Genomic DNA, 25,373 nt, shown 5'->3' with positions numbered 1-25,373 from the left:
GCCGGCGCCGGAGGGGGCAGATGTGAAGTCGGGGTGGACGTTGGCCGACGCGCCTCCGCAAACCGGACGGGTCGCGGTGGTGACCGGGGCGAACTCGGGGATCGGGCGCGAGATCGCGCTCGGGCTGGCGACTCTGGGCGCTCGCGTCGTGCTGGCGTGCCGCAATCCTCAAACGTCTGCGGAGGCCCGCGACGACATCGTCGCGAAGGTTCCGGGCGCCGAGGTGGAGATCGTCGATCTCGATCTGGCGAGTCTGGATTCCGTGCGTGATGCCGCCGCCGAGATCCGGCGGCGGCATCCACGGATCGACATGCTGGTCAACAACGCCGGGGTCATGCGGGCGCGTCGCGAACTGACGCCCGACGGCTTCGAGATGGATTTCGGGACAAACTATCTGGGTCACTACGCGCTGACCGGTCTACTGGCAGACCGCCTGCTGGCAGCCGATTCGGCACGCGTGGTCACCGTGGGCAGCCATGTCCACCGGGCGGGCTCGATCGACTTCGCCGATCTGCCGATGGACCGCAGTTTCAGTACCGCCGCAGCGTATTCGCGTGCGAAGCTCGCCCAGATGCTGTTCGCAATGGAACTCGACCGCCGGATGAGAAGTGCTGAGGTGTCGGCGATCTCGCTGGCGGCCCACCCCGGAGGCACCCGGACCGGGGTGATGCGTGAGCAGAGCCGGTTCCTGCAGTGGGCCTACCACGCACCGTCGCTGCGCTGGCTCACCGACCGGTTCATCATGGACCCGCCCGACGGTGCCCTGCCCGTTCTTCGTGCCGCCACCGATCCGAAGGCTCAGGGCGGCGACTACTACGGTCCGGTCGGCAGTCTCGGGCTCGTTGGTCCGCCCGTGCTGGTCGAGCCGTCGGACAAGGCGAAGGACCGCGGCGTGGCCGCGCGGCTGTGGGACGTCGGGGCCGAACTCACCGGGGTCACCATCGACCTCGGCTGACCTCTCGTCAGATCGCGAACCGCCCGGCGAACGACCGCAGCGGGAGGTCGGCGCTCGTCACGATGCCCGGCGCGGCCGCGACGACCGACGTGATCGAGTTGAGGGCCGGCAGTCCGGTGACGGTCATGCCGATGGATGCGAAGTTCTCCGGCTTGCTGAGGTCGAAGCCCTTGCGCGGGAAGATCATGTGCTTGGAGTAGATGTTCGGGTCGCCGGTGACCTGGGTGATGTAGCAGGCCTGGATGTTCCACGACGGATCGGTGTGCGGTGTCATCTGCCATTCGAGGTGGGATTCGACGCGCGCCACACCGTCGACCATGCCCTGGTACTTGATGTAGCTGCCGCCCAGCGAACCCTCCGGGAGCTGATACCAGCCGAGGTCGACGTCCTTGGTGCAGGCGCCCAGTTCGTAGGAGAACGCCACCTCGTCGAGCTCGAGGTCAAAGGCGTCGGCCATCAGATAGACGGAGTCAGCGAACACCGCGGTGTACTTGTACAGCGAGTCGGGTATGCTCGGATCGTCCACGGGCAGGCCGTAACCCACCGCCTTCCAGGTGTCCACGGAGTGGTGGCAGGAGACGTCGACGGACTCGATGACCGTCACGTTCTCGATGTCGGCCACATCGGCGGTGTGCACGATGCCGAGGATCTGCGCCAGACCGGGGTTCATACCGGTGCCGTAGAAGGTTGCGCCGCCGCGCTCGCAGGCCTCGGCGATCACCTCGCTGACCTTGCGTCCGGAGTGGTGCGGGTGATTGGTGTCGCGATGGAATCCGGTGATCCAGTCTGCGGTGGTCACGACGTTGATCCCGGCCTCGAGAACCTGGACGTAGAGGTCCTCGTCGGGGAAGACGCCGTGGAAGGTGAGGGCATCCGGACGGGCGGCGATGATCTCCTCGACCGTGCCGGTGGCCGTCACCCCGATCGGATCGAGGCCGACGATCTCACCGGCGTCGCGACCGATCTTGTCGGGCGTATAACAATGCAGCCCAACCAGTTCGAGGTCGGGATGCGACTGGATGCGCCCGATCATCTCGGTGCCCAGATTGCCGGTGGCGACCTGGAAGACCCGGATTCGTTCGGTGGTGGTCATGACAGATCCTCTCGGGCTGAACGTATGTCAGGACTGCGTGGCGGCGCGTAGCGCCTCGAGCTCGGAACGGCGGATGCGGACGAAGTCATCGCCTTGTGGCAGCACCGCTCCACTCGACGACGACGGATCGGCATCGTCGGGTCCGCCGTCGGGGTAGAACTGCCGCGCCCACTTGCGAAGTGCGGTGAAGCCCTCGAACTCTCTGCGGGACAGTGCGGGTGGATCGGAGTAGCGCTGGTGTGCCCAGATGTCGATGTCGGCGGCGAACTGCTCGATGACGAGGTCGGCCATCACGGTCCCGTAGCGGGTGATCTCGCCGGTTTCCTCGCCCGGCTTGCGGCCGATCCACACGGTGAACCGGACGTCGGAGGTGTGCTCGTCGACCGGGGTGACCGCCGGCATCGTGCGGTTGTCGACCATGCCCCAGCTCTTGGTGACCGAACAACCCAGCCCGGCGTTGATGGATTCGACTCCGCTGGTGGCGTTCTCGAGTGTTGCGCCCTCCTCGAAGGCGATGGTGAAGTCGACATGCGACACCGGCCCGTCGAAGTCGTGCCGGGTGAACTCGGGCATGAACGGTGTCTTGTGGACGAACTTGAAGTGGGCGAAGTCGACGCCGTTCTCCATGATGTACTGCGGGTGGATCTCGAGTCCCGGCCGGAAGAGGGTGGCCGCGGGCACCGGCGGGTAGTAGTCGGCGGCGGTGCGATCGTCGTCGAAGTCGCCGAAGATGTCGGGAACGTCGAAATGCGGTGGACGACCCTCGATGTCGTGCCAGATCCAGACGGCCTCGTTGCGCTCGACGACCGGATAGCTGCGGATTCGTCGCCCACGATTGGGATGTTTCTCGTACGGGATGCAGACGTTGCGCCCCTCGCGATTCCACTCCCAGCCGTGGAACGGGCAGACCAAGTTCTCGCCCTCGACATGGCCGCCGTGGCCGAGGTGGGCGCCGAGATGTTCGCAATAGGCGTCGAACACCGAGACCCGGCCCGACCGCGACCGCCAGGCGACCATCTCGCGCCCGAAGTACTTCATCGTGTGGACCGCCCCGACCGGGATCTCCGAGCACCAGGCGACCTGGAACCAACCGGTGGGTGTCATCGACAGCGGCGTTCTCGCCATGCGGCAACCGTAGGTCCCGCGCGACGAGAATGCAAGAGGGGTCTATGAAAAAGGCCGTGCCTGGTCAGCTGGCGGTTGCGGCGAGCTCCGGACTCGGTGACGCGGATTGCATGACCCGATGGATCTCGGCCGTGAAGTCCTCGGCGGCCTCGATGTTCGACGCGTGACCGGTGTCGAGGACGACCAGGCGATCGAGGTAGCCGCGAATCGACAGGGCATGCGCGATGCGCTGGGTCATCGCGTGCGGGAGAAGGAGGTCGTGCCGACCGCCGATGACCGTGGTCGGCACGGTGATGGCGTCGGCGCCGGCGGGTCCCATCGCCAACTGGAGAAGGGCCACGGCGGACTTCGCGCGGGAGCTGGGCGAGCACGAGCGGGTCATCGCGAGAACGAAAGCGGCGTGATCGACGGTCGCCGATCGGCCGTTCAGGATGCGATGCCGGATGACGCTCCGCGTGAACCGATCTCCCGGGAAAGGAACCGGTATGGACAGCGCCATCTGGAGCAGCCACAGCGGCGCCTTGATCGGGCCGTTGACGAGTGGCAGCACCCGGCTCTCGGTGGCGACCCCGCCCCAGGTGGTGTTGGCGAGAATCATTGCGGTGGCTCGCGACTCGGCCTGATCACGATGCCGGTGGGCCCAGGCCTGCAGGGTGATGCCGCCCATGCTGTGCCCGACGAACACGGCTGTGGCTGCTTCGGGGAGTGTCTGGGAGACAACGGTGTACAGGTCATCCGCCAAGACGTCGGTGTCGAACGCGCGACGGCCCCAGGAGCTCTCGCCGTGGCCGCGCTGGTCGTAGGCGACGACGTGGTAACGCTCGGCCAGCGCATTGATCTGTGGATTCCAGTACTCGACACAGCACGACCAACCATGCACGAGAACGAGTACGGGAGCGTCCGCCGGTCCGTGGTGGACGACGCGCAACCGCGCGCCGTCGTCGGTCACCGCCCATGAGGTCCGTTCGGGTTCGCGGCTGTTGAACAGCGTGTCCACGTAGACGCGGTTGCGGAGTCGGCGACGCGCCTCGGCCGGCAGCAGGCCGGACAGGGCGTGGCGGGCGGCTCCGATGCCGGTCGCTGCATTCATGTCGTCCCCCTCGGACCGCCGGTGACGTGTGTCACATCGGCTGCACAATGATACAAACTCGTACTGTCTGTATCTACCGCTTCGGGTAACGGTTTGTGCCAAATGTCGGGTTGTGTCCGAACGGGCCGGCTGCCTGGTCGGACGATGGTCGTCCGCACTTCGTCGCGATCGACCCGACGGACGGGTAGCCGAGCGAACGATCGCCAAACATCGCGCCGGTCAGCGCATCGCCGCGACGTCGTGACCGCGGTCGGCAGCGGCTACGATCGGCAGCCATGGTTCCCGGCGAATCCCGCGCCTCCGACGTCCGCGCCGCGGACGACGGGTCCCCCAACGGTGCTACGGGCAGCGTCACCCGGAGGGTGAACAGGCGCGGCCAGGCGACGCGCGAGGCGATGCTCGACGCCGCGCTCGCCTCGTTGGCCACCGGCGACCCCGCCTCCGTGTCGGGCAACCGGATCGCCAAGGACATCGGCGCGACGTGGGGCGCGGTCAAGTACCAGTTCGACGACATCGACGGCCTGTGGGCGGCGGTGCTTCATCGGACCGCGGAACATCGTGGCGACCTCCCGATGAGTGTGAAACCCGATGCGCCACTGGCAGAGCGGGTTGCGGCCATCGTCGACCTCATGTACGACGGACTGACCGCGCCCGAATCCCGCGCGATCGAGACCCTGCGGGCGGCCCTGCCGCGCGATCCGGACGAGTTGCGTCGGATGTTTCCCAAGACCGCCGCCGAGTTCGCGTCGTGGGGGCCGTCGTGGATCGATTCGTGCCAGCGTGCATTCGCCGACCTCGACGTCGATCCGGAGCGGGTGCGCGAGGTCGCGGCGTTCCTGCCCGGGGCCATGCGAGGCCTGGTGTCGGAGAAGCAACTCGGCACCTTCCAGGACCAGCAGCTGGCCCGACGTGGCCTGGCGAAGGCCATCGTCGCGCTGCTCGCGGGCTGAGGAACCGCCCCGACGGGTCAAACTCCGCGCTCGGGGGGGCATCGCCGACCAGTGGATTGCGCATGACCGGTGCCGGTTTCGCTCGCTGTCCCGCGGGCTATTCCACGAGGCGGCCTGGCGGACGCGGGCGGCCGTCGAGAGGCCGACGCTACCGACGACAACGTGCTCGCGCCACGTGTGCGCGGCGGCGACGTCGAGATGCCACGCGCCTTCGACCATTTCGATCTCACCGTCTCGCTCCGAGCCGCGCCCTGACATCCCGGGTCACGCAGGGTTGACGAGAGCCTGTCCTGGGTATGAACAGCGCACCGATCAGCGGTTGACGTCGGACGCCCGGACGCCGAGACAAGGACAGGGCGGTCCACGGACCGCGATGCCCAATGGTGGGTTTCGGTGCGGCACGATAGGAGACGACCGATGGGGTCTCACTGCAGGACGACGCGCGATCACGACGAGATCCGAGAGTGGGCGACCACCCACCGGGGTGTGCCCGCCCGCGTTCGCGACATCCGGAGCGTCGGCGGAACAGGAATGCTCCGCATCGACTTCGACGGTGCGGTCGACGGCGACCTCGAGCACATCACCTGGGACGAGTGGTTCCAGAACTTCGAGCGCGCCGAACTGGCTCTCGTCTACGAAGCGGAGAAGTCCGACGCCAGCAGGACCTTCGCGAAAGTCGTGCCTGCGCCGGACTTCTGAGCCGAGCGCCGAGTCGCTCCCCGAGGAGCGCCCGGGTCAGACCCGCCGGGCTGCGTACCGGGCGCCCTCGAGCGTCATGCCGTTGACCGAGTAGAGCACGTGCAGGGCATTCGGGCCGCCAACCGGCGCACCGTCGCAGATGGTGTCGCCGGGGATGCAGTAGCGAACGGTGCGGCTACGGTACGGTGCGGCCACCTTGACCGGGGGAGCGCCGATGTCGTCGATGAAGCGATCCGACGGCGCGCCGTAGAGCACGATCGCGGCGACGTTGCGCGCCATGTTCGCCGGCAGCGGCGGCGGCACGAACCGGTCGTACGCGGCGTACCGGGCGGGCAGGTCCAGCCCGGCATGGACGGCGTAGCCGGCGACGACGGCGCCCTGGGAGTAGCCGCCGAGGACGACCTTGGTGTCCGGGCACTTCGCGGCCAGGTATTTGATGCGGTTCTGGGTGGTGCGGACGCCGTCGGCCACCGTGCGCGCGAACTTCAGCCGGTTGTTGAACTGGTCGCTGGCCGGGTACTTGACGCCGTAGGCGCTGACGGACCTGCCCGGCAGCTGCGAGCGAACGGCCTCGACGAAGGAGATCCCGGTCAGGCCCAGCGGCGGAGAGGTCTCCACGGTTCCGCGCGCGAACACGACCTCGACGTCGGAGCACGACGGTGCGGCCTGCGCCGCGGGCGTGCCGACGGCCACCGCCCCCGTGATCGCCGCGATGACACAAAGGACGGAGACACTCAACCGTTTGATCACCAGGCCAATGGTAGAGATCACGTCGCCCGGGGATAAGGGCCTGATCGTCCCAAAGATTGAGCCGATTCAGGGCCATCCGAGAGACGGTTCGGCACGAACAACCGGGTTGAGCGCATGCGCGATTTGTAGAATCACGGGGTTCGCCGGGCTGAGCCGGCGCATCGAATCGAGGTTGAGTGCCGGTGGCAACAGACGTCCATTTCAAGATCGCCGAGCTGGCGCGGCAGATGCATGCCATTCCCGAGTCCACTGAGGACACGTCGGCCGAGGTGCTGCCCTCGGTCACCGCCGGCGCCGTCGAGTACGTCCCCGGTGCGCAGTACGCCGGCGTTCTCGTGGTCGATCAGAAGAACAATTTCGACACGCTCGCGCCCACCGACCCGACCCGCTGATGAATCTGGCGGACCGGATTCAAAAGGAAACGGGCGAGGGCCCGTGCCTGCAGGCGGCCTGGGACCACCACACCGTGCTCGTGAACGACATCGCCCGCGACGAGCGTTTTCCCGCCTTCTCCGCTCGCATCCTCGACGAGAGTCCGCTGCGGTCCAGCCTGTCGTTCAAGCTGTTCACCGACAAGGGGACCATCGGCGCGCTCAACATGTTCGCCGATACGCCCGACGCCTTCGGCGACGAGTCCCTGGAAGTCGGCCTGTTGTTCGCGACCCACGCCGCCCTGGCGTTGCGTGCCGCGCGGCAGCAACAACACTTCCGCAGTGCGTTGGCCAGCCGGGACATCATCGGTCAGGCCAAGGGCATGATCATGTACCGCTTCCGCATCGATGCGGTCGCCGCCTTCGCTCTGCTCCGACGTTTGTCCCAAGACACCAACACGCCGCTGGCCAAGGTCGCCGAACAGCTCATCGAGAGGGAACTGGCCGAGCCCACCGACGGGAGCGCGGAGTCTCTCTCCTGACCGGGCGGATCGGCGTCGGGATCGGTAGGCGGCAGCATGCTGTCACGACTACGTTGGCCACATGCGCAGCCGGCACGTGAGTGTGGTCATCAACGCCGAACCCGCGAAGGTCTACGACTTCGCGGCCGAGCCCGACAATCTGCCGCGCTGGGCCGCGGGGCTGGCGAAGTCGGAGGTGGTCCGGCGGGGTGACGAGTTGCTCGTGGAGTCGCCGATGGGCACCGTGGCCGTCCGGTTCGTCCCGCGGAACGGACACGGCGTCGTCGACCACGAGGTGGTGCTCCCCACCGGGGACACCGTGCTCAATCCGCTTCGGGTGCTGGCACATCCAGAAGGTGCCGAAGTCGTCTTCACGATCCGGCAGCTGGCCATGTCCGACGACGAGTTCGACCGCGACACCCAGATGGTGGAAAAGGATCTCGCACAACTGAAATCGTTGCTGGAGGCGGATTACTCGGCCTAGTGTCGAACCGGGTAGACCCGGACGTTGTCACTTCCGTTGCACCGTGAACTCCGCGGAGTCCGCGTGCCGCAGAGCTTCCCACGCGGCCGAGCTGACGCCGAGCGCGTCGAGTAGATAGGCCGCGACGGCGTCGGCCACCAGCGCGACCCGGGCCGGGTTCTCATCGGTGGTCTCCCGGACCGCCTCACCGGCGATACCGCCGAGAGTGTGTTCGCCGTCCGGAATCCACATCAGGTCCGTCGCGCCGGGCGAGAGGTGGAAGGCATCGGTCAGCCACTCCGGGCCACGTGTCGACAGTGCCGAGTCGTCCTTGCCGCCGGCGACGACGAGCGCCGGGGTGGACATCGTCGAGAAGTCCGGCCGCATGAACGGCAGGTGTTCGCGCGCGTACTCGCTCAGGCTGTCGCCGGTCCCGGCCGTCGCCATCAGCGCGCCCGCTCGCACGGCGGGGTGTGCGAGATCCGGGCCGACGACCCCGTCCGGCCCGATCACACGCGCGCCGAGGAGGGTGCCGACGGTCTGACCGCCCCATGAGTGGCCGGCCGCGGCGAGCAGGTCGATGTCGACGCGCGGGCGCAGGTCCCCGCCGGCCGCGATCAGGATCTCGTCGAGATGGTCGATCACCGCGTGCGCGTCCTGCACCCGCGTGCGCCAGATGGACGAGAATCGCGGGTCGTCGAATCCGATCCCGTGGCGCCGGGAATCGAGATGCGTCGGCTGTATGACGGCGAAACCTGATGCGGCCCAACGATCGACGAGTGGTGCGTAACCGTCCATCGACCAGGCGTTGCCGTGGGAGAACACGAGGACCGGGAGCCGATCCCCGGTGGCCGGTGCGGTGACCCTCACCGTCAACGGGAACGGACGGTCCGAGGTGGGGACGACGATGGGCTTGACGGAGACGATCTGACGAGCGAGCACTTTCGTGGACATGGGAGTTCCCTTCGGGGCGGGGCCGGTGCGCGATAACCTGGACGGAACGATGTTCCGCCAAACTAGCGGAACAGTGTTCCGCGAGCAAGGGGTGGAGGGTGTCCGCAGGAAAAACAGCACGTCAGATGCAGGCCGAACGGAGCCGTACGGCACTTCTCGAGGCGGCGGCCGCGGCCTTCGTCGATGCGGGCGTGCAGGCCCCGGTGCGCGACATCGCCACGCGTGCCGGTGTCGGCGTCGGCACGGTGTACCGGCATTTCCCGACCCGGGCGGAACTGGTCACCGCGGTGTACCGGCACCAGGTCGACGAATGTGCGGCACTGGCGGAACAGCTTCTCGCCGAACAGGTCCCGCCGCGTGCCGCGCTGTGCCGGTGGACGTCGGCGTTCACCGACTTCCTCGTCACCAAACACGGCTTGAGTGACGCGCTCAGCTCGGACGACCCGAGCCTCGTCGATCTGCACGCGCTCATCTTCGACACCCTCGTGCCGGCGTTCGCCTCGCTACTCGAACCGGCGCAGGCCACGGGAGAGGTCAGCCGGGACATCTGCGCGCTGACCTTCCTACGGGCGATCGGCAACCTGTGCATCATCGGACCCGGGTACACCGACGCCGACGCCAGGGCGATGGTCGGTCTGCTGCTGGTCGGCTCCGGTGCATCTTCGGCACGAGAGGAGGGTGCGGGGCGATGAGATCCGTCATACGTCGCAGTCAGCCTTCGAGAACGGAACGCGATTTCGAGGAGACCCCATGACGCACCGTCGGCTGTTCTTCATCCACGGCGCGGGCGGATACGCCGACGACGGCCCGCTCGCCGAGGCGCTGGCCGCGGCTCTCGACGCGACGCTGGACATGCCTCGGTTCTCCGACGATGACATGTCGATCGAGGCGTGGGCCCGGCCGATCCGCGAGCGTCTCGTGGGGCTGGACGCCGACGATCACGTCGTCGCGCACTCGTTCGGGGCGACGGTGCTGATGCATGTCTTCGCCGACGCCGATGTCGTCTCGAGAAGTGCTGTGCTGCTTGCGATGCCGAACTGGGGACCGGACGGCTGGGATGTTCCGCAGTACGTGTTCCCCGGCACCGGCACTCTGCTCCCTTCGGTCCACCACTGCGTCGACGACGACGTGGTGCCCGTCGAGCACCTGGACCTGAACGCGGCGTTCCTTCCGTCGGCGCCGCTGCATCGTCATCCGGTGGGCGGTCACCAGTTCGACGGGCTCGCCGACGTCCTCGCCGACGAGCTCATCACCGCCGAGAACCGATGAGCGAGAACAGCGCGGCCGACACCGACGCCCGTGGAGTGCCGGCCGCGTCGGCGGCGGGGCGGTGGCTGATCGTCGCCGCGGTCCTCGGTTCGGGTGTCGCCTTCATCGACGGCACCGTCGTCAACGTCGCACTGCCGGCCATCGCGCGCGACCTCGATACCGGTCTACGCGGTCAGCAGTGGGTACTCGACGGGTATCTGCTCACGCTGAGCGCGTTGTTGTTGATCGGTGGTGTCGCCGGCGACCGGTATGGGCGTCGGCTCGTCTTCGCCGGAGGTCTCGCCGTGTTCGCGGTGGCCACGGTCGCGTGCGGGCTGGCGCCGACCGTCGAACTCCTCGTCGCCGCACGGATCGTGCAGGGGATCGCCGCCGCCGCGGTCGTGCCGGGCAGCCTGGCGTTGATCAACGCCGAGATCCGTCCGTCGGACCGCGGTGCGGCGGTCGGTCTGTGGGCCGGGATGTCCGGCGCGACCACGGCTCTGGGCCCGTTCCTCGGTGGCTGGCTCGTCGACGCGGCGTCGTGGCGGTGGACATTCCTGCTCAGTGTGCCGCTCGCGCTGGGCGCTTTGTGGATCGCGATTCGGCACGTACCTGAATCGCGAGGCACGCCGTCGAACGCCCGGCTGGACGTGGCGGGTGCGCTGGCGATGACCGTCGGGCTCGCGGGCGTGATCTACGCACTCATCGAGGGGCCGTCGACTGGGTGGAGCGGCGAGACGGTCGCCGCCGGGATCGTCGGTGTGGTGTCGCTCGCGGGTTTCGTGGTGATCGAGTCGCGGGTGCCGGCGCCGCTGCTACCGCTGGGGCTGTTCCGGTCGTCGCAGTTCACCGGCGCCAATCTGACGACGCTGCTGGTCTATGCGGCGCTGGGCGGTGCGCTGTTCCTGCTGGCCCTGCAGTTGCAGCAGAGCCTCGGTTACTCGGCGTTCGAGGCCGGCGCGGCGATGTTCCCGAGCACGTTCATCATGCTGTTCGGGTCGCCCTTGGTCGGCAAGCTGGCGCAGCGCACCGGGCCACGGCTGCCGATGACGGTCGGCCCGCTCATCGCCGCCGGTGGTTTCGCGCTGATGTCCCGGGTCGAGCCGGGCTCGGGCTACGTCGACTCCGTGCTGCCCGGGGTGCTGCTGTTCGGCCTCGGCATGACGGTGACGGTCGCGCCGCTCACCTCAGCGGCGCTCGCCGCCGTCGACGACGCGCTCGCCGGCACCGCGTCGGGCGTGAACAACGCGGTGGCGCGGCTCGCGGGTTTGCTCGCGGTGGCGGTGCTGCCCGCCGTGGCAGGGATCGATGCGGGCCCCGGCGATCCGCTCGGCGACGGCTTCCGGACGGCCATGTACATCTGCGCGGCATGCTGCGCGGTCGGCGGGCTGGTGGCGGCGTGCACGATCCGCTCGAGCACCGACGTGCGACCGCAGGTCCGGGCGGGTGTGGACACCGCCTGCCAGGATGCGGCTACCCGGGCAGGTTAGGCCCGGCGTTCGCCCGTGCCGGCCGCGATGGCCCAGAGCACCAGGACGGGCTGGAAGAACAGTCGCGTCAGGCGCTTCTCGTCGGTGTCGAGGCCGAAGGCGTCGATGTGCTCGACATACTGGTTGATGTTGCCGGGGAAGATGACCACGAAGAACGCGGCCACGATCCACGACACCACCTTGCGGTGGCGGGGCAGCGCGATCAACGCGGCGCCCAGGGCGATCTCGACGCCGCCGGAGGCCAGCACCACGAAGTCCTTGCTGAACGGCACCCAGTCGGGGACCTGTGCCTGGAACTCCTCGCGCTGGGCGGTGAGGTGGCCGACGCCGGCAATCACCAGCACCGCTCCCAGGGCGATCCGGGCGATGGCCCGGCCCAGCGGCTGACGAGTGGTGGTCGGCGTGACGATCGACATGTGGGCTCCTCGGGTGGGTGTCGGTTCGGTTCTACCGCACTTCGTGGCGGGCGGGGTTTCGGACGGTCAGCGCCGGAGGGTTCGGGTCGGGATGAGTCTTGATGACTATTTGTGGCACAGAAGTACTTACTTGTGATTGAGTGTTGTGATTGCGACCACAACGGTGTGGTCGCTCGTCGTATGCAGAGGACCGCCCATGACCCCCGATGTCGCACCCGCACACCGACTCTCCGTGTCCTGGCTGCATGCGGTGCCGAGTGCGCTGCGCGGGGCGGCCGGTGTCGTCGTGACCACCGCGGCGTTCTTCGTCGCGGTCGCGGTTCTGGTGATCGCCCAGATCGTCGTCCTCGCCACCCGCGCCGCGGTCGACCTCACCTGAGGTTCGCCCGGCTGACGCTCACGCCCACCGTCCCGACCGGACGGCTTCACCTGGGCCGCCGCACCCCGTTCGCTCCTGGCATAAATCGCCCGGGAACAAGATTCCTGCCACCTGGGTTGGGTCGGTCAGACTTAACTCTGGAGGTTTCATGTCGCAGACATATTCACTGCCGGTTCTCTTCGTTCCCGACGTCGTCGTGCTGCCCGGCATGGTCGTGCCCATCCCGCTCGACGATGCCGCGCAGGCCACGGTCGACGCCGCCCGGGCGAGCGAGACCGGGAAACTGCTGGTCGCCCCACGTCTGGACGATCGGTATCCCACCTACGGTGTCATCGCGTCGATCGTGCAGGTCGGCCGCATCCCGGGCGGCGGCATGGCAGCCGTCGTCAAGGGTGAGCAGCGGGCACAGATCGGCACCGGGACACCGGGCCACGGTGCCGCGCTGTGGGTCGAGGTGACCGAGGTCGACGCCGTCGAGGTCACCGACGAGGACCGTGAACTCGCCGGCGAGTACAAGAAGCTCGTGCTGGCGATGCTGCAGCGCCGCGAGGCATGGCAGCTCATCGACGCCGTCAACAAGATGTCCGATCCGGCGGATCTCGCCGACACCTCGGGCTACGCGTCGTGGCTGTCCGACGAACAGAAGCGTGAGCTGCTTGAGACGCCGGTGACCGCGGAGCGGTTGCGGCTGCTCATCGAGTGGACGGGCGATCATCTGGCCGAGTCCGAGGTGACCGAGAAGATCGCCGAGGACGTCCGCGCGGGCATGGACAAGCAGCAGAAGGAATTCCTGCTTCGCCAGCAGCTCGCCGCCATCCGCAAGGAGCTCGGCGAGGACGAACCCGAGGGCGCCGACGACTACCGCGGCCGCGTCGAGGAAGCCGACCTGCCCGAGAAGGTGCGCGAGGCCGCGCTCCGCGAGGTGGGCAAGCTCGAACGCGCCAGCGACCAGTCGCCGGAGACCGGATGGATCCGCACCTGGCTCGACACCGTGCTCGACCTGCCGTGGAACACCCGGACCGAGGACTCGACCGACGTCAAGGGCGCGCGCGAAATCCTCGACGCCGACCACCACGGCCTCGACGACGTGAAGGACCGCATCGTCGAGTACCTCGCGGTGCGTGCCCGTCGCGCCGAACGCGGCCTGCAGGTCGTCGGCGGACGCGGGTCGGGCGCCGTGATGGTGCTCGCCGGTCCTCCCGGGGTCGGCAAGACGTCGCTCGGTGAGAGCGTCGCCCGGGCGCTGGGCCGCAAGTTCGTGCGCGTCGCCCTCGGCGGTGTGCGCGACGAGTCGGAGATCCGCGGCCATCGGCGTACCTACGTCGGCGCGCTGCCCGGCCGGATCGTGCGGGCGATCGGTGAGGCGGGATCGATGAATCCCGTTGTGCTGCTGGACGAGATCGACAAGGTGGGCTCGGACTACCGGGGCGACCCGGCCGCCGCGCTGCTCGAGGTCCTCGACCCCGCGCAGAATCACACCTTCCGCGATCACTACCTCGATCTGGATCTCGACTTGTCCGATGTGCTGTTCCTCGCGACCGCCAACGTCATCGAGAACATCCCGTCGGCCCTGCTCGACCGTATGGAGCTGGTCACGCTCGACGGGTACACCGAGGACGACAAGGTCGCCATCGCCCGCGATTACCTGCTGCCCCGGCAGGCCGAGCGGGCGGCGCTGACACCCGACGAGGTGACCGTCACCGATGCGGCGCTGCGGGAGATCGCGGCCAACTACACCCGCGAACCCGGTGTGCGGCAGTTCGAACGGCTGCTGGCCAAGGCGCTTCGGAAGGCCGCGACAAACCTCGCGGTCGAATCGGGCGAAGGGGGAACCGCGACGGCGCCCGTCACCATCGACGAGCCCGATCTGCGCGACTACCTGGGGCGTCCGCGCTTCACACCGGAATCGGCGGAGCGGACCGCAGTTCCCGGTGTCGCGACAGGTCTCGCGGTCACGGGCATGGGCGGCGACGTCCTGTTCATCGAGGTGAACGCCACCGAGGGTGAGCCGGGTCTGAAGTTGACCGGCCAACTCGGCGACGTGATGAAGGAGTCGGCGCAGATCGCACTGTCGTACGTGCGGGCGCACGCCGAACAACTCGGCGTCGACCCGAAGGCGCTCGACAGGACCATCCACGTGCACGTTCCGGCCGGAGCCGTGCCGAAGGACGGTCCGAGTGCCGGCGTCACCATGGTCACCGCGCTGGTGTCGATGGCGACGGGACGTCAGGTGCGCAGCGATGTCGGGATGACCGGCGAGGTCACGCTCAACGGGCGGGTCCTGCCGATCGGTGGGGTCAAGCAGAAACTGCTTGCCGCACAACGCAACGGGCTGAAGACCATCTTCATCCCGCAGCGCAACGAGCCCGACCTCGACGACGTGCCGGCCGAGGTGCTCGACGCCCTCGACGTGCGGCCGATGACCGACGTCGCCGAGATCGTCTCGCAGGCGCTGGAAGTCGCCGTCGACGCGCAGGTGACCGCGGCCTGATCCCGCGCGCTGTAGCCCAGGCCCAGCCCAACGCCCCGGTGGTTCGTGGACGATCACGTTCCGCCGGGGTGTCGGCGTCTGTCAGAAGGGTGGCGGGTCGTCGGGCGTGTCGGGTTGATGGCTGGCTGCCTCGACTCGGGCTAGTCGATCCGCTTCGCGTTGTTTCTTGTTGCGGGCACGTTCTTCTCGCCGCTTCGCGTGTTTGGCGGCGGTGCGTTCGGTGATCGTGCGCGGTTGTCGGCCTTGCTGTTGTCTGCCTTGCCGTTCGGGCACGATGATCCGCGGACTGGGTGGAGCTTTCGCGGCTTGTTCGAATCGGATGCGACGCAGGTTGGGGAAGAGGTCTTCGAGGGTTTCGGCCTCGCCGGGGATCACAAAGCCCTCGGGCGTGACGTATTCGGTGACCAGGCGGCCCTCGTCGTCGCGGTACTGCACATCGATCCAGTCACCGTGGGTCTTGTGCAGATGACCGGGACGGCATTTGGCGTTGAGGTTCTCACTCGAGGTCGCACCCCCGCGGGCGGGTCGGGCGTGGTCGTACTCGGCGACGTGATCGACATCGGCGGTGAATGCCGAACGCGTGCAACCCGGCTCGGTGCAGTAGCCGTCGCGCACCCGCACGAACTCCGCGCACGCACTCGTCGGCCGGTACGGGTCACCAGGCAGGGCAGCCGGGTAGACCACCACCATCTCCGACGACACCGGCTCCGTCGACGATGAGGTCGAAGTCGGGGGTGTCGACGCGTCACCCGCGCCGTCGGTGTCATCTGTAGCCTGCTGTGGCGCAGCGATGTTCGCCGTCCGCTTGGGCTCGTCGTCGTATCCGCCCTCGCCGGCGACGACCTGCGTGGGTGGTGTGCGGATGGGGGTGACCGGCCTGATCGTCGCGTCGGGCCGGGCGGCGAGGTCGCGCACATGGTCATCGGAGATCACCCCATGCCCGTCGACCCAGCCGGGTCCGGACCCGCCGGCCAGGGTGTCGGCGTCGGTGACGACATGGATCACGATCTCGGTACCCGCGGTGGCGCCGGCAGGATCGGGCAATGTTGCGGTGCAGTCGGACTGACCGCACGCGCAGGTGAACGCTGTTCGGGTGAGCAACGCGTACATGGCGTCGGACTTCCGTTCCCCGAGGGTGCGGCCATCCCGGTCGCAGACGGAGGCGGCGAGCTCCCGTACCGAGGCGTCGGAAGCTCGGATGTTCTCGGCGGCCATGACCGCGGTGATCTCACCGGTGCCGTCACCGTGGTTCTCGGTCCACACGCCTCGTTTGTCGAGCGCTTCGCGGCGCCGTTCGCGGACGGCGTCGGCGTCGTGGCCGAAGACCAGGCGGTCGATCATGTCGCGCAGACCTGACGTCGACCACGACCCGGACCGGGAGCGCAGCAGGTCGGCGATCGATTCGTCGAGCACCTCGATGATCCGGCGGCTGGCGGGGTCGCCGGGGTCGAGAAGGTGATCGTCGGACACCAAGTGCGTGCGTCCGATGATCTCGCGGATCTGGTGCGGCCCGATGACACCGTCGCGCAACGTCTCCAACACCCGCGGCAACCGGTCACGCAGACACAACGCCTCGTCGACCAGCATCCCCGCCCGGTAGCGGGTGATCCCGGCCTCGCGCGAGACCCGGGCGACGATGTCACCGAAACCGTCGGAGACGTAACTGTTGCCGACCGTGGTCAACAGCCGATCGCACAACACCAGGATCGTCTGATAGCGGCACCACGCCAGATACGACTCGCCCGCGCGGATCGACCCCAGACGCTGCATATGGGTGGCGGTGTCGGCATCGGCCGGACAAGCAGGATCGACCCCGGCGAGGAACTCGCCCGGCAGATCCGTCCATGCCCCCACAGTGACTCCCCCCGAAGTCGTTGCCACCCGGCCTGGTTGACCGGTCCAACTGATACATCCAAGGTAGACCCGACCACCGACAAGAATGCTCGGCCGAGCCGCTACGTGAGCCCGACGGTGCGAGCGATCCTCTCTGACAACAGATACAGCGCATAGGCGAAGTAGGCCACGATCGCGGCGGGCAGGACCCACAAGGCGGCCACGGCCGCAACGAGACTCGCCGCCCACTGGCGCCCCCACAGTGGCGCGGCGACGAAGATCATCAGCAGTGAGAGCAGGAGCGAGACCGCCGGCGATGATGTCGGCCACGACCAATCGAACAGCAGCGCCCCGCTCGAACCGACCGCCGAGCAGATGCCGACGAGGCTCAGCACCAGCCACCCGACCACACTGAGACGTCGCCATCCGCCGGCGACCCATCGCGTGCGAAGTGCCACGGCCGACCACATGATCCACCGCTTGAGCCAGGGGACGCCGGACGCCCGCATCATCTCGCGGAAGAACCGGTCGGACAGGGTGTCACTCCCGAGCGCGCCGGAGTTGACGGTGCCCGTGATGAGCTCGTCGTGGATGAGCGCCGCGAGTGAGTTTCTGCCGTAAGGGTTCTCGAACCAGCGCAGGAATCGGGGGATCGAGGCGAGGTCGGTGGGGTTGTCGTCGCCGGGCACAAACGCGCGGGCCGCGTCGACGGCGCCCCGCGCATCGGCTTCCGTCTGTCCTCGCTCGACCAGTTGTGTTACCAGGTACTCCTCGACCGCGGGATCGGAGAACCGGAAGGCGTTGCGCACGAGAAACTGTCGCTCGTCGATCTGCGCGATCTCGACCTCGCCACGCCCGGTCGGGTCGTCGACCTCGAAGCCCGACGTCGGCGCGACCCGCCACGGCACCCATCGCGGATCGCTCGGTGTGGTCTTGGTCATCGCCACCTCCGCGTCGAGGGGATGTATCGACCGTAGCCCCCACGCGACCGGGACCGATGGTTAACGGAGGCGCAGCGTGTTGGGGTGGTGGCGTACTGACCACCGTGGAAGTTGCGGGCCCGGGGCCCCGGCGATGGCGAGGTCGAAGAAGCCACGCATCCGTATGACGTTGTGCCCGGAAACCGGGCTCAACGTCATACGCGTTTGAGGCCCCGGCCGACATTGAGCGAACTCCGCTCAACTTTTTTCGACGATCCGGGAACAATCCGTCGGCCACCCCCGTTGCACACTTCGAGAAACCTGAGCGGCGAAGACTCAAGTCGGTTTGACTCGGATCTACTTTTTCAGTAGGACATGAGTCGGACGCACTGAAGTCCGGTCCCGCAGAGTTTCGCCACGACATCCCCGCGGTCGCGAGACCCCGGGACAAGGACTCGGGTGCACACCCGCAAACTAGGAGGAAGCCAAACATGTCTCGTGCTGTTGGAATCGACCTCGGTACCACCAACTCGGTGGTGGCCGTGCTCGAAGGCGGCGAAGCCGCCGTCATCGCCAACGCCGAAGGCGCACGGACCACCCCGTCGGTGGTCGCGTTCGCGCGTAACGGCGAGGTGCTGGTCGGCCAGCCCGCCAAGAACCAGGCGGTCACCAACGTCGACCGCACCATCCGCTCCGTCAAGCGCCACATGGGCGAAGGCGACTGGACCGTCGAGATCGACGACAAGAAGTACACCCCGCAGGAGATCAGCGCGCGCACGCTCATGAAGCTCAAGCGCGACGCCGAGTCGTACCTGGGTGAGGACGTGACCGACGCGGTCATCACCGTCCCGGCCTACTTCAACGACGCGCAGCGTCAGGCCACCAAGGAAGCCGGCCAGATCGCCGGCCTCAACGTGCTCCGGATCGTCAACGAGCCGACCGCGGCCGCCCTGGCCTACGGACTCGACAAGGGTGAGAAGGAACAGACCATCCTGGTCTTCGACCTCGGTGGCGGTACCTTCGACGTCTCGCTGCTCGAGATCGGCGACGGCGTGGTCGAGGTCCGTGCGACCTCCGGTGACAACCACCTCGGTGGTGACGACTGGGATCAGCGCGTCGTCGACTGGCTCGTCGAGAAGTTCAAGAGCACCTCGGGCATCGACCTGACCAAGGACAAGATGGCCCTGCAGCGTCTCCGCGAGGCCGCCGAGAAGGCCAAGATCGAACTCTCGAGCTCGCAGAGCACCTCGATCAACCTGCCCTACATCACCGTCGACGCCGACAAGAACCCGCTGTTCCTCGACGAGCAGCTCTCGCGCAGCGAGTTCCAGAAGATCACCTCTGATCTGCTGGAGCGCACCCGCGCACCGTTCCAGGCCGTCATCAAGGATGCGGGCATCTCCGTCGGCGACATCGACCACGTCGTGCTCGTCGGTGGTTCGACCCGTATGCCGGCCGTCACCGACCTGGTGAAGGAACTGACCGGTGGCCGTGAGCCGAACAAGGGCGTCAACCCGGACGAGGTCGTCGCCGTCGGCGCCGCACTCCAGGCCGGTGTGCTCCGCGGCGAGGTCAAGGACGTGCTGCTGCTCGACGTCACCCCGCTCTCCCTCGGTATCGAGACCAAGGGCGGCGTGATGCACAAGCTGATCGAGCGCAACACCACCATCCCGACCAAGCGGTCGGAGACCTACACGACCGCTGAGGACAACCAGCCGTCGGTGCAGATCCAGGTCTATCAGGGTGAGCGCGAGATCGCCTCGCACAACAAGCTGCTCGGCAGCTTCGAGCTCGGCGGCATCGCTCCGGCCCCGCAGGGTGTCCCGCAGATCGAGGTGACCTTCGACATCGACGCCAACGGCATCGTGCACGTCACCGCGAAGGACAAGGGCACCGGCAAGGAGAACTCGATCCGCATCCAGGACGGTTCCGGCCTGAGCAAGGACGAGATCGACCGCATGATCAAGGACGCGGAGGCGCACGCCGACGAGGACCGCAAGCGCCGCGAGGAGGCCGAGACCCGCAACCAGGCGGAGTCGCTGGTCCACCAGACCGAGAAGTTCCTCAAGGAGAACGAGGACAAGGTCCCGGCGGAGCTGAAGGAGAAGGTCGAGGCGGCCGTCGCCGGGGCGCAGGAAGCGCTCAAGGGCAACGACACCGTGGCGATCAAGTCCGCGATCGAGAAGCTGTCGGAGGAGTCGCAGGCCCTCGGCCAGGCGATCTACGCCAGCGCCGCTGCCGAGTCCCCCAACGGTGAGTCCGCCGCGGCCGACAGCGATCCCGACGTCGTCGACGCCGAGGTCGTCGACGATGCCGACTCGAAGGAGAACAAGTGACCGCAGGAGCCCATTCGTCGAATGGGTCCGGCGAGGAGCCGGTGACGGTGACCGACCGTCGTCGTATCGACCCGGAGACGGGTGAGGTGCGCGACGAGCCGGCCGCCGGACCCGGCCCGGCCGATGCCGGACCGGTCGTCGACGAGCAGACCGACATGTCACAGGCCACCGAGGAGCAGCCGGACGCCGCAGCCGACGAACCGGATGCCCGCGTCGCCGAGCTGACGGCCGACCTGCAGCGAGAACGCGCCCAGTTCGCCAACTTCCGGCGGCGTGCCGCCGAGGAGAAGCAGGGTTCGGTCGCCTACGGCAAGCAGATCCTGATCGACAAGCTGCTGCCGATCATCGACGATCTCGACCGTGCCCGTGAACACGGCGACCTCGACAGCGGTCCGCTGCGTGCGGTCGCCGACAAGCTGACCGGTGTGCTGGCCGCCGAAGGTCTCGTGGCCTTCGGTGCGGCGGGTGACGAGTTCGATCCCGAACTCCACGAAGCCGTGCAGCACGACGGCACCGGCGCGAACCCGGTGATCGGATCGGTGTACCGATGCGGCTACCGCCTGGGCGAGAAGGTGATCCGCACCGCGATGGTGACGGTCACCGATCCCGCTCCCGCGGGCGACGCGCCCGGTGCACAATAGAACGACCGTCGCTTGATCCTGAGTGGGCGAACTCACCACTGATCCCTGAGGTGCGAGGAGCGCAAGCGACGAGCCACGAAGGGCGACGAACCCTTCGTGGCTCGCTTCGCTCGCACCTCAGGGAGCACATGGTCGGCTCGCACCTCGGGGAGCAGGTGGTCGGCTCGCACCTCAGGGAGCAGGTGGCCCCAACTGAAACTTCAATCCAGACAACAGAACTCAAGGAGGTGACGTCTGGTGGCACCACAACGTGAGTGGTTAGAACACGACTTCTACAAGGACCTGGGCGTTGCTTCTGACGCTTCGGCTGAAGAGATCAAGAAGGCCTACCGCAAGCTCGCGCGCGAGCTGCATCCTGATGCGAATCCGGGTGACAGCGCGGCCGAAGAGCGCTTCAAGCGGGTGTCCGAAGCCCACAGCGTCCTCGGCGATGCCGAGAAGCGCAAGGAATACGACGAGACACGCGCCATGTTCGCCGGCGGACGATTCCGCGGCGGCGGCAACGGCTTCCCGGGTGGCTTCCCCGGCGGCGGAACCACCTACACCACCGGCGGCGGTGGCGACTTCGACCTCGGCGACCTGTTCGGCGGGGCACAGACCGGGGGCGGCGGTGGCGGTTTCGGCGACATCTTCGACGGCCTGTTCAACCGCGGCGGCGGAACGCAACGTACTTCGACGGCGAGCCGGCCGCGTCGTGGCAAGGACCTCGAGACCGAGACGACGCTCTCGTTCTCCGACGCCGCGCTCGGCACGACCGTCCCCCTGCGGGTGACGAGTCCGTCGCCCTGCACCACCTGCCACGGCTCGGGCGCCAAGCCCGGGACCAGTCCGCGGGTGTGCGCGAACTGCAACGGTTCCGGGTTCGTGAGCCGCAACCAGGGCGCGTTCGGATTCAGCGAGCCCTGCCAGGACTGCCAGGGCACCGGGTCGCGGATCGACGACCCGTGCACCGATTGCGACGGCAGCGGCGTGAAGGTCCGGGCGCGCACCATCAACGTCCGGATCCCCGCCGGCGTCGAGGACGGTCAGCGCATCCGGCTCGCCGGGCAGGGCGAGGCCGGTCGTCGTGGCGCCCCGTCGGGTGACCTCTACGTCGTCGTGAACGTGACCCCGCACAAGCAGTTCACCCGCAGCGGCAACGACCTTCGGGTGCAGCTGCCGGTGCGGATCTCCGAACTCGTTCTCGGAGCGACGGTCTCGGTTCCGACCCTGGAGGGTTCGGTCGGGGTGAAGATCCCGCCGAACACCACCGACGGCCGCACGCTGCGCGTGCGCGGTCGTGGGGTGCCCAAGCGCTCCGGCGGGGCGGGCGACCTGCTCGTCACCGTCAAGGTCGCGGTTCCGAACAAGCTCGACGAGGCCGCGGTCGAGGCGATGCGCGCCTACGACCAGGCCGAGCGGGCAAGCGGTTTCGACCCGCGGGCGGACTGGGGGCGATGAGTGATGGCCGGTGCGAGCAACTTCGACGGTGATGGCGCGACCTTCCTGATCTCGGTGGCCGCCGAACTCGCCGGCATGCACGCCCAGACCCTGCGGACCTATGACCGCCTGGGTCTGGTCACCCCGCAACGGACGAGTGGCGGTGGTCGCCGCTACTCGTCCCGCGACGTCGAACTCCTGCGCGAGATCCAGCGTCTCTCGCAGGAGGAAGGCGTCAACCTCGCGGGCATCAAACGCATCATCGACCTGAGCAATCAGGTCGAGGCGCTCCAGCACCGCGTGCGCGAGCTGACCGACGAGGTGCAAGCGTCGCGGACCCGCCGCGGCGGCGAACTCGTCCCGGTGCCGCGCACCAACGCCCTGGTCGTCTGGCAGCCGCGACGCAAACGCACCACCGACTGACGTGGTTTCGACGCGAGCCCACGGACGTGCGTAACGTTGAGCGTATGGCTTCTGAACCCGTCACCACCGTCGACTCCGGCCCGCACAAGGTCTCGCGCCGGGTCGTCGTGAACGCCCCGGCCGCCGATGTGTTCGCGCTCGTGTCGAATCCGCATCGGCATCCGGAGCTCGACGGTTCCGGCACGGTCCGCGACACCCCTGTGGACGGGCCCGAGACGCTGACCCGTGGGGCGCGTTTCAGCGTCGGGATGAAGCAGTACGGCGTGCCGTACAAGATCACCTCGACCGTCACCGACTTCGAACCCGGTCGGGTCGTCGAATGGCAGCACCCGATGGGGCACCGCTGGCGGTGGGAACTCGAGTCGACGTCACCGACCACGACCGCGGTCACCGAGACCTTCGACTACTCGACGCTCCGGGTACCGAAGATCATGGAACTCATCGGCTACGACAAGAAGAACGGCAAGGGGATCGAGGGCACCCTGCGGGCCCTCGCGGCCCGGTTCGCCTGAGCCGGACCGCCGATGGACTCCGCCACCGGTACGTCGACCGAGTCCGACGCCTCGGATGAACCCGTCGTCGTCCTCGGTGTCGTCGCCGCGCCGGGCCAGGCGATCGGCCTGGCGCGCAAGCTCATCGAAGCCGACCTCACCGACCACATCCAGACGACCTTCCCCGGCGCGCGCTGGCAGCTGGATCTCCTGGAGGCCGGCGTCGTACAGCCGCCGGCCGGCGACGCCGAGATCGTCGACGCCACGAGAGATCTTCTGCTCGAACACGAGTGGGATCTGGTGCTCTGCCTGACCGACCTGCCGCTGCACGTCGGCAAACGTCCGGTCGTCGCGCATGCCAACGCAGTGCACGGCGTCGCGGTCCTCTCGGTGCCGGCACTCGGCGCCACCGGAGTGCGGCAGCGGGCCCGCGGCATCATCACCGGACTCGTCGGTCAACTCCTCGGTGCCGACGCCGACGATCTCCGCGGTCACCAGAAGTCGCCGGCGCGGTCGGCGCTGCGCCATCGCGTCCGCCAACTCGGGACCGACGTCGACGAGGCGGGCACCGCGTTCACCGCGCGTGTCCTGACCGGGAACCTGCGTCTGCTCACCGGCATGGTGCGCGCCAACCGCCCGTGGCGGCTCGCGCTTGGGCTCACCCGCGCCCTCACCGGGGCGATCGCGGCCGGGGTCTTCGCGCTCGTCACCGCCGACATCTGGCTTCTCGCAGACACTTTCGGTGGGATTCGCCTGACCGCGGTGGCGCTCGGCTCGATCATCGCGATCACCGCGACGCTGATCATCGGTGCCGACCTGTGGGAACGCGGCGGCTCCCGACAGACGCGGGAACAGGTGGCGCTGTTCAACATCGTCACCATGATCACAGTCGTTCTCGGTGTGGGCGCGTTCTACGCGGCGCTGTTCGTATTGTCCGCGATCGGCGCGCTCTGCCTCGTGGTACCGCAGGTCATCGGTGCGACGCTCGACCACCCTGTCGGCTTCACCGACTATCTGGAGGTCGCGTGGCTCACCTGCTCACTCGCGACCGTCGGCGGCGCCCTGGGCGCCGGCCTGGAAACCGACGAAGCGGTGCGCGACGCCGCGTACACCCAGCACGCTGCCGAGTCGATCTGAGCCGGACGCCGGACACAGCCGGATGCCCCGGTCCTCGCGTCAGCCGCTAGGCTTGCGGGTCAGAACGCCACAGCAAGGTCGGCGACGGGAGGTGAACCATGTCCGAGGTACCGGGAAACGGTCCGATGCCAGGGTTCGTGGTCCTGGGTATCTCCGTCGTCGACGACCAGATCAGCTCGGTGGTCCGCGACGCCGACGGCCACGTCCTGGCGAGCAATCTCGTCGACCTCCCGGACGCGTCGGCGGCCGGTGCCGAGGCCGCGATCCTCGAACTCGTCGATTCCGTCCCTGTGGAGGTCGACCGCATCGGGATCTCGGCGTCCCGCGCAGACGTCCGCGACCACCTGGCTCGGGCCTTCGCGCCGGGCGCCGGCACCGGGCCGTCGTGGACGGAGAAGGTCGTCGTCACCGGCTATGCCGCCGCACTCGCCGAGATCGCATGCACGCATGCGACGCGCGGTGGGGTGGTGGCCGTCGTCGACCTGGATCGCGATGCCGCGCCGGCCGCCGGCACGACCCTCGCCACTGTCGACACGTCTTCCGGCGCCGTCCTCGGCACGACCGACTTCGCGCCGGGCGAGATCGCCTCGGTCACCGACCCCGACGCGGCGACCCGGCTCGCGACGGCGGTCACCCGCCTGCCGCGCGGGCGTGACATCACGTCGGTCATCGTGGTCGGCCCCGGCGCGCAACTCCCCGGCATCGCGCCGGCCTTCGAGTACGCGGCGCAACGCCCCGTCACCGTCGCGGACAACCCGGCGCTGGCCTCGGCCCTCGGTGCGGCCGACGCCGCGGTGGTCGCCGCGGCAGCACCCCCCGTCGCCCCGCGGACGTCGACGGGACGTCGCTGGTGGTTCGTCGGCGCCGCCATCGGCGCGGCCGTGTTCCTGGCCGCCGTCGGGATGACGCTGATCGTCACCGCCGAGTCGACGGTCGCCGAACCCGCGCCCGTCACCGTGACCGAGACACCGGCAGCGGTCACCTCGACCCAGGAGGCGACGGTCACCGAGACCGAGACTGAGACCTCCGTCCGCACGACGACGGTCACCAGCACCCCGCGTCCGGTCACTCGAACGGAGACGGTGACCGAGTCGGCTCCCGAGACGTACACCGTGACCGAGACCGAAACGGTCACGGCTCCGGCCGGCAGCGAGCCGAGCCTCGAAGTCCCCTGAGCT

At 68.2% G+C, this 25,373-nt stretch carries 26 protein-coding genes; 18 read left to right on the top strand and 8 right to left on the bottom strand.

The window, feature by feature from the left end; all coding sequences use genetic code 11:
* The first annotated feature begins 22 nt into the window (after positions 1–22).
* On the top strand, positions 23–955 hold the full coding sequence (locus MVF96_RS21265) for an oxidoreductase (protein ID WP_247450346.1): 933 nt from the start codon (positions 23–25) through the stop codon (positions 953–955).
* Between the two features lie 7 nt (positions 956–962).
* On the opposite strand, the gene MVF96_RS21260 is transcribed toward MVF96_RS21265, so the two are convergent.
* The 3 genes from MVF96_RS21260 to MVF96_RS21250 form a co-directional block, all read right to left on the bottom strand.
* On the bottom strand, positions 963–2,048 hold the full coding sequence (locus MVF96_RS21260; protein ID WP_247450345.1) for an NAD(P)H-dependent amine dehydrogenase family protein: 1,086 nt from the start codon (positions 2,046–2,048) through the stop codon (positions 963–965).
* Between the two features lie 27 nt (positions 2,049–2,075).
* Positions 2,076–3,173: a Rieske 2Fe-2S domain-containing protein gene (locus MVF96_RS21255; protein WP_247450344.1), complete on the bottom strand. Its 1,098-nt coding sequence runs from the start codon at positions 3,171–3,173 to the stop codon at positions 2,076–2,078.
* A 64-nt stretch (positions 3,174–3,237) separates the two neighbouring features.
* Positions 3,238–4,263: an alpha/beta fold hydrolase gene (locus MVF96_RS21250; protein WP_247450343.1), complete on the bottom strand. Its 1,026-nt coding sequence runs from the start codon at positions 4,261–4,263 to the stop codon at positions 3,238–3,240.
* 275 nt (positions 4,264–4,538) lie between these two features.
* Here MVF96_RS21250 and MVF96_RS21245 point away from each other — a divergent pair, with 275 nt between their 5' ends.
* Complete coding sequence (locus tag MVF96_RS21245) at positions 4,539–5,213, top strand: TetR/AcrR family transcriptional regulator (protein WP_374193943.1); 675 nt, start codon at positions 4,539–4,541, stop codon at positions 5,211–5,213.
* Positions 5,214–5,630: 417 nt separating this feature from the next.
* The gene (locus tag MVF96_RS21240) at positions 5,631–5,912 is read left to right on the top strand and encodes a nucleoside/nucleotide kinase family protein (RefSeq protein ID WP_065632445.1); all 282 of its coding nucleotides are present in this window, start codon (positions 5,631–5,633) and stop codon (positions 5,910–5,912) included.
* Between the two features lie 36 nt (positions 5,913–5,948).
* Here MVF96_RS21240 and MVF96_RS21235 read toward each other — a convergent pair whose 3' ends face one another.
* Positions 5,949–6,671: a cutinase family protein gene (locus MVF96_RS21235; RefSeq protein WP_247452151.1), complete on the bottom strand. Its 723-nt coding sequence runs from the start codon at positions 6,669–6,671 to the stop codon at positions 5,949–5,951.
* A 173-nt stretch (positions 6,672–6,844) separates the two neighbouring features.
* On the opposite strand from MVF96_RS21235, the gene MVF96_RS21230 reads away from it, so the two are divergent.
* The 3 genes from MVF96_RS21230 to MVF96_RS21220 all read left to right on the top strand — a co-directional run bounded on the left by MVF96_RS21230 (position 6,845) and on the right by MVF96_RS21220 (position 8,038).
* Positions 6,845–7,054: a hypothetical protein gene (locus tag MVF96_RS21230; protein ID WP_247450342.1), complete on the top strand. Its 210-nt coding sequence runs from the start codon at positions 6,845–6,847 to the stop codon at positions 7,052–7,054.
* Positions 7,054–7,575, top strand: coding sequence for a GAF and ANTAR domain-containing protein (locus MVF96_RS21225; protein WP_247450341.1), 522 nt, complete (start codon positions 7,054–7,056; stop codon positions 7,573–7,575). The genes MVF96_RS21230 and MVF96_RS21225 overlap by 1 nt, the downstream gene beginning before the upstream one ends.
* A 61-nt stretch (positions 7,576–7,636) precedes the next feature.
* Complete coding sequence (locus MVF96_RS21220) at positions 7,637–8,038, top strand: SRPBCC family protein (protein WP_247450340.1); 402 nt, start codon at positions 7,637–7,639, stop codon at positions 8,036–8,038.
* 27 nt (positions 8,039–8,065) lie between these two features.
* Here the strand turns inward: MVF96_RS21220 and MVF96_RS21215 are convergent, their stop codons facing one another.
* Entirely contained in the window at positions 8,066–8,971 is a 906-nt protein-coding gene (locus MVF96_RS21215) for an alpha/beta hydrolase family protein (RefSeq protein ID WP_247450339.1), read from the bottom strand.
* A 98-nt stretch (positions 8,972–9,069) separates the two neighbouring features.
* On the opposite strand from MVF96_RS21215, the gene MVF96_RS21210 reads away from it, so the two are divergent.
* Genes MVF96_RS21210 through MVF96_RS21200 form a run of 3 tightly spaced genes read left to right on the top strand, consistent with a single transcriptional unit; the run spans position 9,070 to position 11,709 of the window.
* The gene (locus MVF96_RS21210; RefSeq protein WP_242697036.1) at positions 9,070–9,663 is read left to right on the top strand and encodes a TetR/AcrR family transcriptional regulator; all 594 of its coding nucleotides are present in this window, start codon (positions 9,070–9,072) and stop codon (positions 9,661–9,663) included.
* Between the two features lie 58 nt (positions 9,664–9,721).
* Positions 9,722–10,240 (top strand): alpha/beta hydrolase, encoded by a 519-nt coding sequence (locus tag MVF96_RS21205; protein WP_247450338.1) that lies wholly within the window; start codon positions 9,722–9,724, stop codon positions 10,238–10,240.
* Positions 10,237–11,709, top strand: coding sequence for a DHA2 family efflux MFS transporter permease subunit (locus tag MVF96_RS21200; RefSeq protein WP_247450337.1), 1,473 nt, complete (start codon positions 10,237–10,239; stop codon positions 11,707–11,709). The genes MVF96_RS21205 and MVF96_RS21200 overlap by 4 nt, the downstream gene beginning before the upstream one ends.
* On the opposite strand, the gene MVF96_RS21195 is transcribed toward MVF96_RS21200, so the two are convergent.
* Positions 11,706–12,125 carry a DoxX family protein gene (locus MVF96_RS21195; RefSeq protein WP_058249658.1) on the bottom strand — a complete coding sequence of 140 codons (420 nt, stop codon included), beginning with the start codon at positions 12,123–12,125 and terminating at the stop codon, positions 11,706–11,708. The two genes, MVF96_RS21200 and MVF96_RS21195, sit on opposite strands and share 4 nt — an antisense overlap.
* A 196-nt stretch (positions 12,126–12,321) precedes the next feature.
* Here MVF96_RS21195 and MVF96_RS21190 point away from each other — a divergent pair, with 196 nt between their 5' ends.
* The gene (locus MVF96_RS21190) at positions 12,322–12,504 is read left to right on the top strand and encodes a hypothetical protein (protein ID WP_058249659.1); all 183 of its coding nucleotides are present in this window, start codon (positions 12,322–12,324) and stop codon (positions 12,502–12,504) included.
* A 148-nt stretch (positions 12,505–12,652) separates the two neighbouring features.
* Complete coding sequence (gene lon, locus MVF96_RS21185) at positions 12,653–14,995, top strand: endopeptidase La (RefSeq protein ID WP_247450336.1); 2,343 nt, start codon at positions 12,653–12,655, stop codon at positions 14,993–14,995.
* A gap of 81 nt (positions 14,996–15,076) precedes the next feature.
* Here lon and MVF96_RS21180 read toward each other — a convergent pair whose 3' ends face one another.
* Both MVF96_RS21180 and MVF96_RS21175 read right to left on the bottom strand, forming a co-directional pair.
* Complete coding sequence (locus MVF96_RS21180; protein ID WP_247450335.1) at positions 15,077–16,849, bottom strand: HNH endonuclease signature motif containing protein; 1,773 nt, start codon at positions 16,847–16,849, stop codon at positions 15,077–15,079.
* A 101-nt stretch (positions 16,850–16,950) separates the two neighbouring features.
* Positions 16,951–17,769, bottom strand: a complete 819-nt coding sequence (locus tag MVF96_RS21175; protein WP_247450334.1) for a DUF1353 domain-containing protein — start codon at positions 17,767–17,769, stop codon at positions 16,951–16,953.
* Between the two features lie 470 nt (positions 17,770–18,239).
* Here MVF96_RS21175 and dnaK point away from each other — a divergent pair, with 470 nt between their 5' ends.
* From dnaK to MVF96_RS21140, 7 genes are all read left to right on the top strand, one after another.
* On the top strand, positions 18,240–20,084 hold the full coding sequence (gene dnaK / locus MVF96_RS21170) for a molecular chaperone DnaK (protein WP_247450332.1): 1,845 nt from the start codon (positions 18,240–18,242) through the stop codon (positions 20,082–20,084).
* A complete protein-coding gene (gene grpE, locus MVF96_RS21165; RefSeq protein ID WP_068970965.1) occupies positions 20,081–20,725 on the top strand; it encodes a nucleotide exchange factor GrpE in 645 nt (214 codons plus the stop codon). The genes dnaK and grpE overlap by 4 nt, the downstream gene beginning before the upstream one ends.
* Before the next feature lie 237 nt (positions 20,726–20,962).
* Positions 20,963–22,165 (top strand): molecular chaperone DnaJ, encoded by a 1,203-nt coding sequence (gene dnaJ / locus MVF96_RS21160; RefSeq protein WP_247450330.1) that lies wholly within the window; start codon positions 20,963–20,965, stop codon positions 22,163–22,165.
* A gap of 3 nt (positions 22,166–22,168) precedes the next feature.
* Positions 22,169–22,567 (top strand): heat shock protein transcriptional repressor HspR, encoded by a 399-nt coding sequence (locus MVF96_RS21155; protein ID WP_058249934.1) that lies wholly within the window; start codon positions 22,169–22,171, stop codon positions 22,565–22,567.
* 44 nt (positions 22,568–22,611) lie between these two features.
* Positions 22,612–23,079: an SRPBCC family protein gene (locus tag MVF96_RS21150; RefSeq protein ID WP_058249667.1), complete on the top strand. Its 468-nt coding sequence runs from the start codon at positions 22,612–22,614 to the stop codon at positions 23,077–23,079.
* A gap of 12 nt (positions 23,080–23,091) precedes the next feature.
* A complete protein-coding gene (locus MVF96_RS21145; RefSeq protein WP_247450328.1) occupies positions 23,092–24,195 on the top strand; it encodes a hypothetical protein in 1,104 nt (367 codons plus the stop codon).
* Positions 24,196–24,293: 98 nt separating this feature from the next.
* Positions 24,294–25,370 carry a hypothetical protein gene (locus tag MVF96_RS21140; RefSeq protein WP_247450327.1) on the top strand — a complete coding sequence of 359 codons (1,077 nt, stop codon included), beginning with the start codon at positions 24,294–24,296 and terminating at the stop codon, positions 25,368–25,370.
* Positions 25,371–25,373 lie beyond the last annotated feature (3 nt).

Source organism: Gordonia hongkongensis, from assembly GCF_023078355.1.
Taxonomy (GTDB): Bacteria; Actinomycetota; Actinomycetes; order Mycobacteriales; family Mycobacteriaceae; genus Gordonia; species Gordonia hongkongensis.
Note: the sequence above shows the minus strand (reverse complement) of the source record. Positions and strands in the feature narration are given on the sequence as shown.